Source organism: Asticcacaulis sp., from assembly GCA_024707255.1.
Lineage (GTDB): Bacteria > Pseudomonadota > Alphaproteobacteria > Caulobacterales > Caulobacteraceae > Asticcacaulis.
Genome location: JANQAC010000002.1, coordinates 1,653,434 through 1,666,913 on the forward strand (window position 1 = coordinate 1,653,434; position 13,480 = coordinate 1,666,913).

Sequence of the window (13,480 nt, forward strand, 5' to 3'; positions counted from 1 at the left end):
GTGTCCCCATGAGTTCCCCCTTCCACCAGAAAACAGCCGAGCGCGGCAATATCATCGACGGCGCCGGCTACGCCAAATCCCTGCGAGATCGCCTGGCTATCCATGTCAGCAACCTCAAAGCGACGCACGGTCTGACGCCCTGCCTCGTGGTCGTCATTGTCGGTGAAGACCCCGCCAGCCAGGTCTATGTCAAGTCCAAGGGCGAAATGACCCTGGCGATCGGCATGGAATCGCGCACCATCCGCCTGCCCGACACCACTTCCGAAGATGAACTACTGAAGATCATCGATGATCTCAACCGCGACAGCGTGGTCAATGGCATTCTGGTGCAACTGCCGCTACCGAAGCACATGTCCTCTCTGAAGGTGATCGACGCCATCAATCCGGACAAGGATGTCGATGGTTTTCACGTCATCAATGCCGGCAAGCTGGCCGTGGGTCTTGACGGCATCGTGCCCTGCACGCCGCTGGGTTCGCTGATGCTGCTGAAGGATGCCGCCGCCGCACATGGCGATACGCTGGCCGGCAAGAATGCCGTCATCGTCGGCCGCTCCAACATCGTCGGCAAACCGATGGCACAGTTGCTGCTTAATCAGGACTGCACCGTCACCATCGCCCACTCGAAAACCAAAAACCTCGCCGAAGTCTGCCAGGGCGCCGATATCCTGGTGGCCGCCGTCGGCCGTCCGAAATTCATCGCCGGCGACTGGGTAAAAGACGGCGCCTATGTGATCGATGTCGGAATCAACCGCATTGAGGTGGATGGTAAAGGCAAGCTGGTCGGCGATGTCGATTTCGATGGCGCGAAAGACCGCGCCTTGGCCATCACGCCCGTGCCGAAGGGCGTCGGTCCGATGACCATAGCCTGCCTGCTCAACAACACCATCAAGGCCTTCTGCCTGCAGAACCATCTGCCGGTTCCGGACGGCGTTTAGTATGTCGGGTGTCGTCATCATCGGGGCCGGACATGCCGGCGGGTCGGCGGCGGGGTTCCTGCGTCAGTACGGCTACACTGGCCATATCACCCTGATCGGCGCTGAACCCTACCTGCCCTATCAGCGCCCGCCGCTGTCCAAAGCCTGGCTCAAGGGCGAAGCCTCGCTCGATGACCTCTACCTACGTGGCGACACATTCTATGCCGACCAGAACATCGATGCCCACGTCAATACACAGGCGGTGTCTATCGATCGCATCGGCAAGACCGTCACCCTGCTGGGCGGCATCACCCTGCCCTATGACTATCTGATCCTCGCCACCGGCTCGAAAGCGCGCCCATTCCCGGTGCCTGGCGCCGACCGCGTGCCGCATCACCTGCTGCGCACGCTCGATGACGCCGAAGCGCTCAAGAATGCCCTCCAGCCCGGTCACCGTATAGGCCTGATCGGCGCCGGCTATGTCGGGCTGGAAACCGCCGCTTCGGCGCGTCATCTCGGCTGCGAGGTTACCGTTTTCGAGCGCGAAAGCCGCATCCTGGCGCGTGTCGCCTCCCCCGCGCTGTCGAACTTCTTCACCGAAATGCACATGGGGCGTGGTGTCGGTATCTTTACGGAAGCGGCGATTACCGAGCTTTCAATCGGCCAGGGCGATAAAAAAGTGGTCCATCTTGCCGACGGCCGCACGCATGAGTTCGACCTGCTGCTGGTCGGCATCGGCGCCCTGGCCAATGACGATCTGGCGCAGGCGGCAGGGCTCGAATGCGCAAATGGCATTGTGGTCGACGAACTGGGCCGCACCAGTGATCCGGATATCTTCGCCATCGGCGATGTGACCTCGCGCACCCTGCCCATCTATGACGGCCGTTTCCGGCTGGAGAGCGTGCCCAATGCGCTCGAACAGGCCAAGCAGGCCGCCGCCGCCATTACTGGTTACAAACCGCCGGTCGTGGAGACGCCATGGTTCTGGTCGGATCAGTATGAATTCAAACTGCAAATCGCCGGTCTTCTGCGCCCCGATACACGGGCCATTGTCCGTGGTGATTTGACCAGCGGCGCCTTCAGCGTCTTCCACCTTGACGGCACAGGTCGCCTGATGGCCGCCGAATGCGTCAGCAAACCGGCCGATTTCATGGCTGCCAAGCTGCTGATCGCCAAGGGCGTCGCCCTGGATGACACCATCGCCGATCCGGAAGTTTCTTTGAAGCCTTACTTGCAAAAGTAACCATCTGGCAGCGCACAATTTGAAGTGACATTCGCCGCCATTTGCGCTTAGCTCACGGCACAAATACACCTCACCAAAGAGGATTCGATGTCCAGTTCCCCCAAAGTTTTCCCCGACGCCAAAAGCGCGCTTGAAGGTTTTACCTTCGACGGCATGACCGTCATGTCCGGCGGCTTCGGCCTGTGCGGCATCCCTGAAAATCTGATCGCGGCCCTGCGCGATTCCAGCGTGAAGAGGATCACCGTCATCTCCAACAATGCCGGCGTCGATGGCTTTGGCCTCGGCCAGTTGCTGGAAACCCGGCAGATTAGGAAGATGATCAGTTCTTACGTCGGCGAGAACAAGGAATTCGAGCGGCAATATCTCGCCGGTGAACTGGAGCTGGAGTTCAATCCGCAGGGCACTTTGGCTGAGCGTATCCGCGCTGGCGGCGCTGGCATTCCCGGCTTCTATACCGCCACCGGCGTCGGCACAATCGTGGCCGATGGCAAGGAAATCAAACGGTTCGGTGACCGCGATTATGTGCTGGAAACCGGCCTCGTCGCCGATCTCTCTATCATCAAGGCGTGGAAGGGCGATGCCCGCGGCAACCTGATCTTCCGCAAGACAGCGCGCAATTTCAACCCGATGATGGCGACGGCCGGCAAGGTCTGCATCGCCGAGGTCGAGGAAATCGTGCCGGTCGGCTCACTTGATCCGGATAAAATTCATACGCCGGGCATCTATATCGACCGCATCGTGCAGGGCACTTTCGAGAAACGTATCGAGCAAAGAACCATCCGCGCAAAGGAAGAAGTATAATGCCCTGGACCCGCGATGACCTCGCCAAGCGCGCCGCCCGTGAATTGCAGGACGGCTTCTACGTCAATCTCGGTATTGGTATCCCGACCCTAGTGGCCAACCATATCCCCGAAGGTATGACGGTCACGCTGCAGTCGGAAAACGGTATGCTCGGCATGGGGCCCTTCCCCTATGAGGATGAGATCGATGCCGACCTGATCAATGCCGGCAAGCAGACCATTACCGAGCTGGACGAGACGAGCTATTTCTCGTCATCGGACTCGTTTGCCATGATCCGCGGCGGCCATATCAACCTGACCATCCTGGGGGCCATGGAAGTGGCCGAAAACGGCGACATCGCCAACTGGATGATCCCCGGCAAGCTGGTCAAGGGCATGGGCGGCGCCATGGATCTGGTAGCCGGCGTCAAGCGTGTCGTCGTGGTCATGGACCATGCCAACAAGCACGGCGAATCGAAGGTTTTGAAAGCCTGCACCCTGCCGCTGACCGGCACGCGCGTGGTCAATCTGATTATCACCAATCTCGGTGTGTTCGAAGTCAAGCCGGATGGTTCGGGGTTGAAACTGATCGAACTGGCGCCGGATGTGACGCTGGAAGACATCGCCGAAAAGACCGAAGCGGCTTACGAAGTGGCGCTGGCTTAAGTAAGAAGACCCACCATCTGCGCTACGCTTGATGGTCCCCCTCCCGGCATAGCCGGGGAGGTATAAAGAATGCCCTTTCTATACCTCCCCACCTCTGGTGGGGAGGGGGACCGCGCCTGAAAGGCGTGGTGGTGGGGGTTCTTACTGACTTACAGCCCCTCAACCTTCTGCGTCGCCGATGGTTTCGCCATTTCCTGAGGCATCGCCGTCTGGGCATAGCTGGCCAGGGCGTCCTCGCTGAAATCGATCAGGCTGGTCACCACCTGGGTCGTCGCCTGGTTATAACCGTCCGCCATCAGCGACATATCGCTCTTGCGCACGGGAATATCGGCGCTGATGAATTTCTGCCCCACCACCATACGGTCCGACAGTCGGATCAGACGCGCATCCAGCGCCACCGAAACCGTCGGGCGATTGCGCTTATAGTCCGTCTCGAACTTGCGCACGCTGATATCGAGGCGGAAATTGGCTGCCGTCGGCCCTCGCGGTTCAAGCGTCACCGTCTGGCCGCCACGCGCGAAGCCGGTCGAGATCGCGTCCTTGAAGAGGCCAGAGGCCGCCGAGGTCCAGCGCGCTTCGGCCACATAGGCGACCTCACTGCCTTCCACTGTAACGATGCGATCGCCGGCGCTGTCCTGCGGGAAGGTAACGGTGCCAAACACAATGCCCGTAGGCGCCATGCCAACCGCGCGGCCGGCCGTGCCCGCCGCCTCGGCCTTTTGCTCGACCATCTCCGGCGTATAGCCGAAGCGATAAAGCTGGGCCGGCTTGGTCTTGGGCAGCAGGGTCACACAGCCAGTAAGCGCTATAGCAACGCCCAGAACAGCCGTCGTCTTCAGGGTTTTCATAAGCGCACTCATTGGCTCACCTTTCTTTCCTTGGCGACGGGCTTGTTGATCAGGCCCTGCGGGCTGGCCTGTACGGAATCAACCAGATCCTTGACCGATTCCGAGGCGTCATTGAGGTTGCGCAGGCTTTCCTGCAACTCCGGCAGGGTGGTCGAATTAAGCTGGTCCGCCGGTGCCTTCATGGCATCGGCCAGGGTCGCCACATGATCGGCGGCATCGGCCAGTTTCTTGGTGGCCGCATTGATCTGATCGAGCGTCTGCGGCAGCTTGTCAGAGGCCACGCCATTGGTCGAATTGGCCAGGCGCGTCACCGCATCGGCCGCCTCGCCAGCGCTGACAATGGCCGCGTGAGCGTCATCGATCATCTGCTCGCGGCCCTTCAGTTCGGCGGTGATGGCTTCGAGATTGTTCAGGCTGTCCGAGAAGGTCTTGATGTTCTGGTCCGACAGCAGGCGATTGACGCGGTTCAGGCTCTCATAGGTATTTTCGATCACCGAACCGGAGCCGGACAAGAGCTTCGAGAGCGCGCTTTCCTGACTGTGGATCAATGGTGGCGGCGCGCCCGGCTTGTGCTTCAGCAGCGGCGCATTGGCCGAACCGGGCGAAATCTGCATGTAGAAAAGCCCGGTAATGCCCTGTGGCTCCAGAGAGGCGACGGAATCGACGCGTACCGGCGTGCCTTCATCAAGCTGCACCGTGGCGATCACCTGATGGGTATTGGCATTGCCGAGACGCAGGCCCGTCACCTCACCGACCTTGATGCCATTGAAGTGGACTTCCGCCCCTTTGGTCAGGCCGTCGACCGGCGTGTTGAACTCGACCTCATAGGTGCCGAAGCTCTTGTTGAAGTCGAACTGGATGAACCAGAAGGCAAAGACAGTCAGCACAAGCGCGAGGGCAAATGTGGCGAGACCGACCAGAGCATAATGGGCTTGACGTTCCATATCGTGTTCCTACTTCTTCCCCCGTCCGCGTGGACCGTGGAAATACTCGTGTATCCACGGATGCGAAGATTTTTCCAGTTGCGAGACAGGCCCCTTCTCCACCACATGCCGATCCGCCAGCACGGCGATTTCGTCACAGATGGCGTAGAGACTATCAAGATCGTGCGTAATCATAAAGACCGTCAGGTCGAGGCTGCCCGCCAGTTCGCGGATCAGCGTATCGAAGGCCGCCGCGCCGATCGGATCGAGGCCCGCCGTCGGTTCGTCGAGAAACAGCAGTTGCGCATCCAGCGCCAGGGCCCGCGCCAATGCCGTGCGCTTGATCATGCCGCCGGAAAGCTCCGAAGGCGCCAGGTCGGCGGCGGTCAGCGGCAGACCGGCCATGGACATTTTCAACAGCGCCACGGCGCGCGCCTCGCGGCGGCTCAGGCGGGTAAATTCCATCATCGGCGCCATGATGTTTTCCGCCACGCTCAGGTTGGAAAACAAGGCCCCACTCTGGAAAAGTACCCCTGTTTTGGCTTGGATCTGGCGCGTCTTCTCGTCATTACCTTCATAAAGACGATGGCCAAACAAATGAATATCGCCAGCGGTCGGCTTTTGCAGCCCAAGGATGGACCGCAGAAGCACCGTCTTGCCGGAGCCGGAGCCGCCGACAATGCCCAAAATCTCACCGCGCCGGACGGTCAGGTCGAGGTTTTCATGGACGACATGGCTGCCAAAGCTGTTGTTCAGGCCCGTGATAATGATCGGGTCTTCACATTCTTCCTTCAGAGGGGGGACGACCTTCCTTTTCATCAGAACGTAAACCCGTTGAAAAGCATGGCGAAGATGGCGTCGATCATGAAAATCAGAAAGATGGATTGCACCACGGCCTTGGTCACCTGACGGCCCAGACTGATCACATCATCCTTGACCGACATGCCGAGGCGGCAGCCGACCACGGCAACCGTAACGGCGAACACCGGCGTGCGAACCATGCCAACGAACAGGTTGACGGTCGGCACATAGTCATAAAGCCGCTGCACGAAATATTGCGGCCCCAGACCGAGCGATCCCCAGATGGCCAAAGACCCACCCAGCAGACCGGCAAGGGTGCCGATAAAGGTCACCAGCGGCGTCATGATGACCAGGGCCACCACGCGCGGCAGGACCAATGCCTCATAAGGATCAATGCCCATGACCCGCATGGCGTCGATTTCCTGGTTCATCTTCATGGAGCCGATTTCGGCCGCGAAGCCCGACGCCGAGCGTCCGGCGATCAATACGGCGGCGATGACCGGCGCGAACTCCCGCATGACGCCGATGGAGACGAAATCGATGGAGAAGACCGCCCCGCCATAGGCTTTCAGCGACAGCACCATCAGGAAGGCCAGCACCGCCCCGACAAACAGGTTGGTGACGGCGACAATCGGCAGGGCCTCAAGCCCGGCCCGCTGCATGACATTGAACAGCGGCGCCCAGCGCACGCGTGATGGCCTGGCGATCGACAGCATGATCAGGGTCATGACATGACCCATGAACACCGACTGGGCGATGAAACCGCGCCAGAAGCCCGACATCAACTGCCCAAGATGGACCAGTCCGTAATAGACCGGATGCAGCCAGAACTTTTTGACTTCCGGGTTTTCCCGGTTGTAGGTATCCATGGTCGGACGATTGGCCCCGACCAGGGCAAAGAGCCGCGCATAGTTATCATGGCCGGCGAAAATTTCGCCGTCGAGCTTGTCGGTCAGGGCGTAATGCAGGGCAAAGGCGCCGGCGCTGTCAAGCGCTTCCAAGCCGTCTGTCGTGACTTGTACCTTGTCGTACTTTTTCAGCGCCGCCTGCATCCGTGCCGCGATGCCCTCCAGGCTCGTAATGATCCACTGGCCGCTCAGATTGAGGACAGCCACGCTGTCGCCGCCTTTTGCGGGCGCCGTGATGGTAAACTCAGCCTTGATCGGTTTGGAGGTCGCCCTGTTCATTCTGACTTTAAATCGGCTGACTTTAAAATGGCTTCATTCTGCGCGTGATGCCCGATCATACATGCCGCATATTGATAAAATGGCAATAGTGAAGGCGAAAAAACCGTACAGCACTGTTCACTTTTATACAGACTGTGTTTCGCCCTGCGGCAGCCTCACCCGATAAACCCCTTTGAAACCTTCGGGTTCAATCGGCTTACCCTTGCGCAAGACCTCAAGTTTTCCCTGACGCGCCAGACCGATGATCACCGCGCGCACCTTCGGCAATTCCCGCCGCCAGTTGATGGCGTCTATTGCCTTGGCCACCTCATTGGGGCTAATGGAGTCACCCTTTCGCACATGCGATAAGAGATCAAACAGGGTCTCTTCGACGAGTTGTGACATGGGCATTTCTCCGGAGTAAGATGATGAGCGCCGACGCCAGCCAGTATGAAAAAATAACCGAAGGCGAGTTTGCCGGTTGGGTGATAGCGCCCGAAAGCGACACCTTCAACGGCCTGGTGGGGCCCTATTACTACCAGTCGGACGATCCCGCCAACGTCAAAGTGGCGTTCAAGGCGGAAAAAGCGACATCTCAATGGCGGCGGCACGGTGCATGGCGGCTGCCTGCTGACCCTGGCGGATACCTCTCTGTTTGTCTTCGCCCTGCCCCACCTGGCCGATGGCGGCGCGGTGACGCTGCAACTCGACTCCCAGTTCCTGAGCCCCGGCCGCGAAGGCGACATCATCGTGGCGACGGGTGAAATAACCCGCGTCGGCAAGTCGGTGATCTTCGGCCGCGGGCAACTGACCTGCGGCGACCGTATCCTGCTGAGCTATTCCGGCATCATGTCACGCCTGGCCGCCAAGCCTTCCGGGGATGCTTAATTAGAGCTCAAGCCGCATGGCTTACCTCGCAACAGCTCGGACGGGCGGCCGCCCTTGCCGCTAAGACGCGGAGGTCAAAGCCCATACACCGCATTCGGCAGGGCGCCGACAATGGCCGCTGACAGGCAGGTGGCCAGGAAAGCCGCCGCCAAACCCTTCCAGATCAGACTGATGATTTCCTGGCGGCGGTCCGGCATCAGGGCGCCGAAACCGGCCACCGTGATCCCGACCGAGCCGATATTGGCAAAGCCGCACGTGGCGTAGGTCAGAAGGATGCGGGTGCGCGGCGTCATGTCGGCCAACGGGATCGCCGCCAGTTTCAGAAAGGCAACGAACTCGGTCAGCACCATCTTGATGCCGAGGATTTCCCCACCCTTGGCCGCCTCGTTCCACGGCACGCCGATCAGCCAGGCCAGGGGCGTAAAGACCAGCCCCAATATGCGTTCCACCGTTACCGGCTGGCCGCCGATCGCCGGAATGACCGTCAGAATCGCATTGGCCAGGGCCGCCAGAGCCACCATCACCACCAGGATGGCGGCAATATTCATGGCCACGGTCATGCCGTCCACCGTGCCCTTGGAAACGGCATCAATCGCGGAATCGTATTTCAATTCGCTGCCGTAATCGAGCTTCTCGACCTTGTGGTTGATCAGGTCCGGCACGATGATCCGCGCCAGCAGAACGCCCGCCGGCGCCGAAACCACGGCCGCCGCCAGTATATGCCCCGCAGCGTCCGGTAGGACGTTCTGCAGGATCAGCACATAGGCCACCATGGTCGAGCCGGAAACATTGGCCATGCCGATCACCACCAGCACGAACAGTTCCGAGCGCGTCAGCTTGTCGAGATAGCCCTTGATGATGATCATGCTCTCGACATTTCCGACGAAGATACCGGAGGCCACGCCCAGCGAGGTGGCGCCACCCAGGCCGATCGTCTTCTCAAAGATATAGCCCAGGCCACGAATAATGATCTTGAGCACACCGATATGCCACAGCAAAGCCGACAGGGCGGAAATGACCAGGATCAGCGGCAGAACCTTGAGCGCGAAGACGAACAGCGCGCCTGAATTGGTTACTGCATAAGGCTGATCACCACCGCCCATATAGCCGAAGACGAACTGCATCCCCTGGTCGGTGGCATCAGACAAGGCGCTCATGCCATTGGCGACACCGCCCAGAAGGACGTGAGACTGAGGCACCGCGAACAGGGCCAGGATCAGCACGACCTGAATGGCGATGGCGCCGATCGTCAGTCGGATCGGGAATTTACGGCGGTTCTCCGACAGCCCCCAGCAGAACAGAATGATGACCACAATGCCTGCCAGGCTTTGCAGGTTTTCCAGACCGTAATGAAAGGGCAAGGCTGCCTCCCGAGACATGTAAAGCGTCCGGCTATAGCTTTGAAACCCACATTTTTTGTGACAGCGGCGCATATCGCCATCTTTACAAACTTCAACGAATAGTGATCTGTCAGGTGCAACAAAGCCGTTTAGAGTTTACTGCGCACTCTGACAGAAAGAAACCCCGATATGAGCCTGGCCGCAGGGCAAAGCACGCCCCAGAACGACGCGACCACCCGCCACCTGCTGGTGGTCGATGATGATGACCGCATCCGTACCCTGCTGAAGGAATTCCTGAGCCGACAGGGTTTCCGCGTCACCGCCGCCGCTCACGCCGATGCCGCCAAGCGGATGCTGCAACTGCTCGATTTCGACCTGCTGATCCTTGATGTCATGATGCCGGGCGAGGATGGTTTCTCGCTGTCGAAATGGGTGCGCGCCAATTCTAATGTGCCGATCCTGATCCTGACCGCGCGCGGCCTGCCCGATGACCGGATCATGGGGCTTTCGATCGGCGCCGACGATTATCTCTCCAAGCCGTTCGAGCCGCAGGAACTGCTGCTGCGCATCGAAGCCATCCTGCGCCGCACCGGGGTGAAGCCGGCTTTGCCGAAATCGATCAATATGGGGCCATTCAGCTTCGACCTGGAGCGCTCGGAACTCAGCAAGAACGGCACGCTGGTCCGCCTGACCGAAGCCGAATCACAACTGCTGAAATACCTGGCCGAACGCGCCAATGTACCGGTCGACCGCATGGACCTGGCCAAGGACAGCGTCGACACCACCGGCCGCGCCGTCGATGTCCAGGTCACCCGCCTGCGCCGCAAGATCGAGCAGGATCCGAAAAACCCCCGCTATCTGCAAACCGTGCGCGGCAAGGGGTATATGCTGGCTCCGGACTAAACCTTGGCCTCCCCCAAGCGCAAATTGCCGAAGATCAAATTCTGGCCCGCCGTCCTGAAGCGTAATTTCCCGCGCACCCTGATGGCGCGCGTCCTGCTGATCATCGTCCTGCCGATTGCCATCATGCAGATCGCCATCACCTGGGTGTTTTTCGACAAGCATTGGGAGACCGTCACGGCCAAGCTTTCGGAGGGGCTGGCCGGAGATATCGCCTGGGCGGTGCGCGCCTATGAGGCCAATCCCACCGAGGCCAACCTCCGGCAGATCAGCGACCAGGCCGATACCACCATGCAGTTGTCGATCAGCCTGCGCAAGGGCGACAAGCTGCCGCTCAACCGCCGGGAATCGATCTTCATCGCCCTCAACCGCACCATAGACAAGGCGCTGGGCGATCAGCTCGAAGAGGTCTACTGGTTCGATACCACGCGTTATCCCGGCTATGTTGATATCCGTGTGCAGGTCAAGGAAGGCGTCCTGCGCTTTATCGTTCCCAAGGACCGCGCCTTCGCCACCACCGGCTATATCTTCATCTTCTGGATGCTGGGCGCCACCATCATCCTGACCACTATCGCCATGCTGTTCATCCGCAACCAGGTGCGCGCCATCGAGCGCCTGTCACAGGCCGCCGAACGCTTCGGCCGCGGCGAAGAGGATGTCGGTTTCAAGCCGTATGGCGCCACCGAGGTACGCGCCGCCGCCGAAGCCTTCCTCAAGATGAAGGCGCGCATCCAGCGCCAGATCGAGCAGCGCACCACCCTGCTCGCCTCGGTCAGCCATGACCTGCGTACCCCCCTGACCCGCCTCAAGCTCGAACTGGCCATGGGAGAGCAGGACGAGGCAAATACGCGGATGAAACAGGACGTCTCCGAAATGGCCTACATGATCGACGAGTACCTAGCCTTTGCCCGCGGTGAGATGGCCGAGAATACCGACAGCGTGTCGGTTCGCGCCCTGATGGATGCCGTCACCGACAGCGTGGCCCGTGCCGGCCACAAGCTGCAAACCGAACGCCTGGCCGAGGACCTGCGCGTCAATATCCGCGAAATGGCCGTTCAGCGCGCTCTGACCAATCTGGTGATGAACGGCTTTCATTACGGCAAGCATGTACGTTTTCATGCCGAGGTGACGCCTGGCGAGAAGCTGCGGCTGATTATCGATGATGATGGTCCCGGCATTGCGCCGGAAAAACGCGAGGAAGCCTTCAAGCCGTTCTCAAGACTGGATGAGTCGCGCAACCAGAATATCAAGGGTGTCGGGCTGGGCCTGGCTATTGCCCGCGATATCGTCCGCAGCCACGGCGGCGAACTGATGCTTGATACCAGCCCGCAAGGCGGCCTGCGCGCCGTGATCAGCCTGCCGGTATCAGCGGGCTAAGCGACGTCCACCAATTCCCGTGCCACCGCCTCGGCGATCTTGATACCGTCTATAGCCGCCGACAGGATGCCGCCAGCATAGCCCGCCCCCTCGCCCGCCGGATAAAGCCCCTGCGTGTTCAGGCTTTGCAGATCCTTACCGCGCGTAACGCGGATAGGCGATGAGGTACGCGTTTCCACACCGGTCATCATGGCGTCCGGATTGTCATAGCGTTTGATCTGACGTCCGAAAACCGGCAGGGCCTCGCGCATGGCTTCGATGACAAATCCCGGCAGGCATTCGCTGAGGTCGGTCAAATGAACGCCCGGCTTATACGAGGGCAGCACCTGGCCAAATTCGGTGGAGGCCCGACCGGCGAGGAAATCGCCCACCTTTTGCCCCGGCGCCTGGTAATTCGAACCGCCGGCGACAAAGGCCGATGATTCCAGCCGCCGCTGTAACTCAATCCCCGCCAGCGGATGGCCGGGATAGTCGCGCTCCGGATCAATACCGACCACAAAGCCAGCATTGGCATTGAATTCCTTGCGCGAATACTGGCTCATGCCATTGGTGACCACGCGGCCGGGTTCGGATGCCGCCGCCACCACGCACCCGCCGGGGCACATGCAGAAGCTGTAGACCGTGCGGCCATTTTTGCAGTGGTGCGACAGGCTGTAGGCCGCCGCCCCCAGATCCGGATGACCCGCGCAGGCACCGAAGCGCGCCATGTCGATCCATGACTGCGGATGCTCTATGCGCACGCCGATGGAAAAGGGTTTGGCCTCGATAAAGACGCCGCGATCATATAGCATCTGGAAGGTATCGCGGGCGCTGTGGCCGACCGCCAGCACCACCTGATCGGCTTCGAGGTAACCACCATCATGCAGGTGCAGCCCACACACCTGGCGCGTACTGTCCCCGGCGATCTCGATGTCGATATCGGTTACGCGCGTTTGCCAGCGGTATTCACCGCCCAGCGCTTCAATGGTTTGCCGCATATGCTCGACCATCGAGACCAGCCGAAAGGTGCCGATATGCGGATGGGCTTCGGTCAGGATTTCCGGCGGCGCACCGGCCTTGACGAACTCGGTCAGCACCTTGCGGCCGAGATGGCGCGGATCCTTGACTTGGCTGTAAAGCTTGCCGTCCGAGAATGTCCCCGCTCCGCCCTCGCCGAACTGGACATTGGATTCGGGGTTCAGTTCGCCCCTGCGCCACAGTCCCCAGGTATCCTTCGTGCGTTCGCGCACCACCTTTCCGCGCTCCAGGATGATTGGCTTCAGCCCCATCTGGGCCAGGATCAGCGCCGCGAACAAGCCGCAGGGGCCTGCGCCGATCACCACCGGACGGCGCTTCTGGCTAACCGCCGGTGCATGGCCGATAAAGCGATATTCCGTCTCCGGCGTCAACTTCACGGAGGGATTGCCGGCCAGCCGCGACAGCACGCCCGCCTCATCCTTCAGAACCACGTCCACCGAATAAATCAGCAGGATGGCGGACTTTTTCCGCGCGTCATTGGCCCGGCGCGCGATCTCGAATGACAGCAATTCATCCGCGGTAATGCCCAGCCTTGCGCAGATCGCTTCCGGCAGGGCTTCGGATGGATGATCGAGCGGCAGTTTCAATTCGGTGATACGGAGCATGGCCGTGCTTTAC

General features: G+C 60.3%; 14 protein-coding genes. 7 read left to right on the plus strand and 7 right to left on the minus strand.

Annotated features, from left to right (window positions below; translation table 11 throughout):
• Window positions 1-8 precede the first annotated feature (8 nt).
• From folD to NVV72_19265, 4 genes are all read left to right on the plus strand, one after another.
• Entirely contained in the window at window positions 9-935 is a 927-nt protein-coding gene (gene folD / locus NVV72_19250) for a bifunctional methylenetetrahydrofolate dehydrogenase/methenyltetrahydrofolate cyclohydrolase FolD (GenBank protein MCR6661344.1), read from the plus strand.
• Between the two features lies 1 nt (window position 936).
• Window positions 937-2,157 (plus strand): FAD-dependent oxidoreductase, encoded by a 1,221-nt coding sequence (locus NVV72_19255; protein MCR6661345.1) that lies wholly within the window; start codon window positions 937-939, stop codon window positions 2,155-2,157.
• Between the two features lie 87 nt (window positions 2,158-2,244).
• A complete protein-coding gene (locus NVV72_19260; protein ID MCR6661346.1) occupies window positions 2,245-2,958 on the plus strand; it encodes a CoA transferase subunit A in 714 nt (237 codons plus the stop codon).
• Window positions 2,958-3,602 carry a 3-oxoacid CoA-transferase subunit B gene (locus NVV72_19265; protein MCR6661347.1) on the plus strand — a complete coding sequence of 215 codons (645 nt, stop codon included), beginning with the start codon at window positions 2,958-2,960 and terminating at the stop codon, window positions 3,600-3,602. The genes NVV72_19260 and NVV72_19265 overlap by 1 nt, the downstream gene beginning before the upstream one ends.
• Window positions 3,603-3,751: 149 nt before the next feature.
• Here NVV72_19265 and NVV72_19270 read toward each other — a convergent pair whose 3' ends face one another.
• The 5 genes from NVV72_19270 to NVV72_19290 all read right to left on the minus strand — a co-directional run bounded on the left by NVV72_19270 (window position 3,752) and on the right by NVV72_19290 (window position 7,745).
• Window positions 3,752-4,450: an ABC-type transport auxiliary lipoprotein family protein gene (locus tag NVV72_19270; GenBank protein ID MCR6661348.1), complete on the minus strand. Its 699-nt coding sequence runs from the start codon at window positions 4,448-4,450 to the stop codon at window positions 3,752-3,754.
• A gap of 8 nt (window positions 4,451-4,458) precedes the next feature.
• On the minus strand, window positions 4,459-5,394 hold the full coding sequence (locus NVV72_19275) for an MCE family protein (protein MCR6661349.1): 936 nt from the start codon (window positions 5,392-5,394) through the stop codon (window positions 4,459-4,461).
• A gap of 9 nt (window positions 5,395-5,403) precedes the next feature.
• Window positions 5,404-6,192, minus strand: coding sequence for an ATP-binding cassette domain-containing protein (locus NVV72_19280; GenBank protein MCR6661350.1), 789 nt, complete (start codon window positions 6,190-6,192; stop codon window positions 5,404-5,406).
• A complete protein-coding gene (locus tag NVV72_19285) occupies window positions 6,192-7,361 on the minus strand; it encodes an ABC transporter permease (GenBank protein MCR6661351.1) in 1,170 nt (389 codons plus the stop codon). Before NVV72_19285 ends, NVV72_19280 begins: the two co-directional genes overlap by 1 nt.
• Window positions 7,362-7,484: 123 nt before the next feature.
• Window positions 7,485-7,745, minus strand: coding sequence for a DUF3253 domain-containing protein (locus NVV72_19290; protein MCR6661352.1), 261 nt, complete (start codon window positions 7,743-7,745; stop codon window positions 7,485-7,487).
• 207 nt (window positions 7,746-7,952) lie between these two features.
• Between NVV72_19290 and NVV72_19295 the strand changes: the two genes are divergently transcribed.
• Window positions 7,953-8,228: a PaaI family thioesterase gene (locus NVV72_19295; GenBank protein ID MCR6661353.1), complete on the plus strand. Its 276-nt coding sequence runs from the start codon at window positions 7,953-7,955 to the stop codon at window positions 8,226-8,228.
• A 74-nt stretch (window positions 8,229-8,302) separates the two neighbouring features.
• Here the strand turns inward: NVV72_19295 and NVV72_19300 are convergent, their stop codons facing one another.
• Window positions 8,303-9,607, minus strand: coding sequence for a NupC/NupG family nucleoside CNT transporter (locus tag NVV72_19300; protein MCR6661354.1), 1,305 nt, complete (start codon window positions 9,605-9,607; stop codon window positions 8,303-8,305).
• A 150-nt stretch (window positions 9,608-9,757) separates the two neighbouring features.
• On the opposite strand from NVV72_19300, the gene NVV72_19305 reads away from it, so the two are divergent.
• Complete coding sequence (locus NVV72_19305) at window positions 9,758-10,471, plus strand: response regulator (protein MCR6661355.1); 714 nt, start codon at window positions 9,758-9,760, stop codon at window positions 10,469-10,471.
• Between the two features lie 3 nt (window positions 10,472-10,474).
• Window positions 10,475-11,845 carry an ATP-binding protein gene (locus NVV72_19310; GenBank protein ID MCR6661356.1) on the plus strand — a complete coding sequence of 457 codons (1,371 nt, stop codon included), beginning with the start codon at window positions 10,475-10,477 and terminating at the stop codon, window positions 11,843-11,845.
• On the opposite strand, the gene NVV72_19315 is transcribed toward NVV72_19310, so the two are convergent.
• Window positions 11,842-13,467: an NAD(P)/FAD-dependent oxidoreductase gene (locus NVV72_19315; protein ID MCR6661357.1), complete on the minus strand. Its 1,626-nt coding sequence runs from the start codon at window positions 13,465-13,467 to the stop codon at window positions 11,842-11,844. The genes NVV72_19310 and NVV72_19315 overlap by 4 nt on opposite strands.
• Between the last annotated feature and the right edge of the window lie 13 nt (window positions 13,468-13,480).

Excerpts from the sequence above, each read along its gene's own strand:
- folD (MCR6661344.1), top strand. The coding sequence starts at position 9 with ATGAGTTCCCCCTTCCACCAGAAAACAGCCGAGCGCGGCAATATCATC.
- NVV72_19255 (MCR6661345.1), top strand. The coding sequence starts at position 937 with ATGTCGGGTGTCGTCATCATCGGGGCCGGACATGCCGGCGGGTCGGCG.
- NVV72_19260 (MCR6661346.1), top strand. The coding sequence starts at position 2,245 with ATGTCCAGTTCCCCCAAAGTTTTCCCCGACGCCAAAAGCGCGCTTGAA.
- NVV72_19265 (MCR6661347.1), top strand. The coding sequence starts at position 2,958 with ATGCCCTGGACCCGCGATGACCTCGCCAAGCGCGCCGCCCGTGAATTG.
- NVV72_19270 (MCR6661348.1), bottom strand. The coding sequence starts at position 4,450 with ATGAAAACCCTGAAGACGACGGCTGTTCTGGGCGTTGCTATAGCGCTT.
- NVV72_19275 (MCR6661349.1), bottom strand. The coding sequence starts at position 5,394 with ATGGAACGTCAAGCCCATTATGCTCTGGTCGGTCTCGCCACATTTGCC.
- NVV72_19280 (MCR6661350.1), bottom strand. The coding sequence starts at position 6,192 with ATGAAAAGGAAGGTCGTCCCCCCTCTGAAGGAAGAATGTGAAGACCCG.
- NVV72_19285 (MCR6661351.1), bottom strand. The coding sequence starts at position 7,361 with ATGAACAGGGCGACCTCCAAACCGATCAAGGCTGAGTTTACCATCACG.
- NVV72_19290 (MCR6661352.1), bottom strand. The coding sequence starts at position 7,745 with ATGTCACAACTCGTCGAAGAGACCCTGTTTGATCTCTTATCGCATGTG.
- NVV72_19300 (MCR6661354.1), bottom strand. The coding sequence starts at position 9,607 with ATGTCTCGGGAGGCAGCCTTGCCCTTTCATTACGGTCTGGAAAACCTG.
- NVV72_19305 (MCR6661355.1), top strand. The coding sequence starts at position 9,758 with ATGAGCCTGGCCGCAGGGCAAAGCACGCCCCAGAACGACGCGACCACC.
- NVV72_19315 (MCR6661357.1), bottom strand. The coding sequence starts at position 13,467 with ATGCTCCGTATCACCGAATTGAAACTGCCGCTCGATCATCCATCCGAA.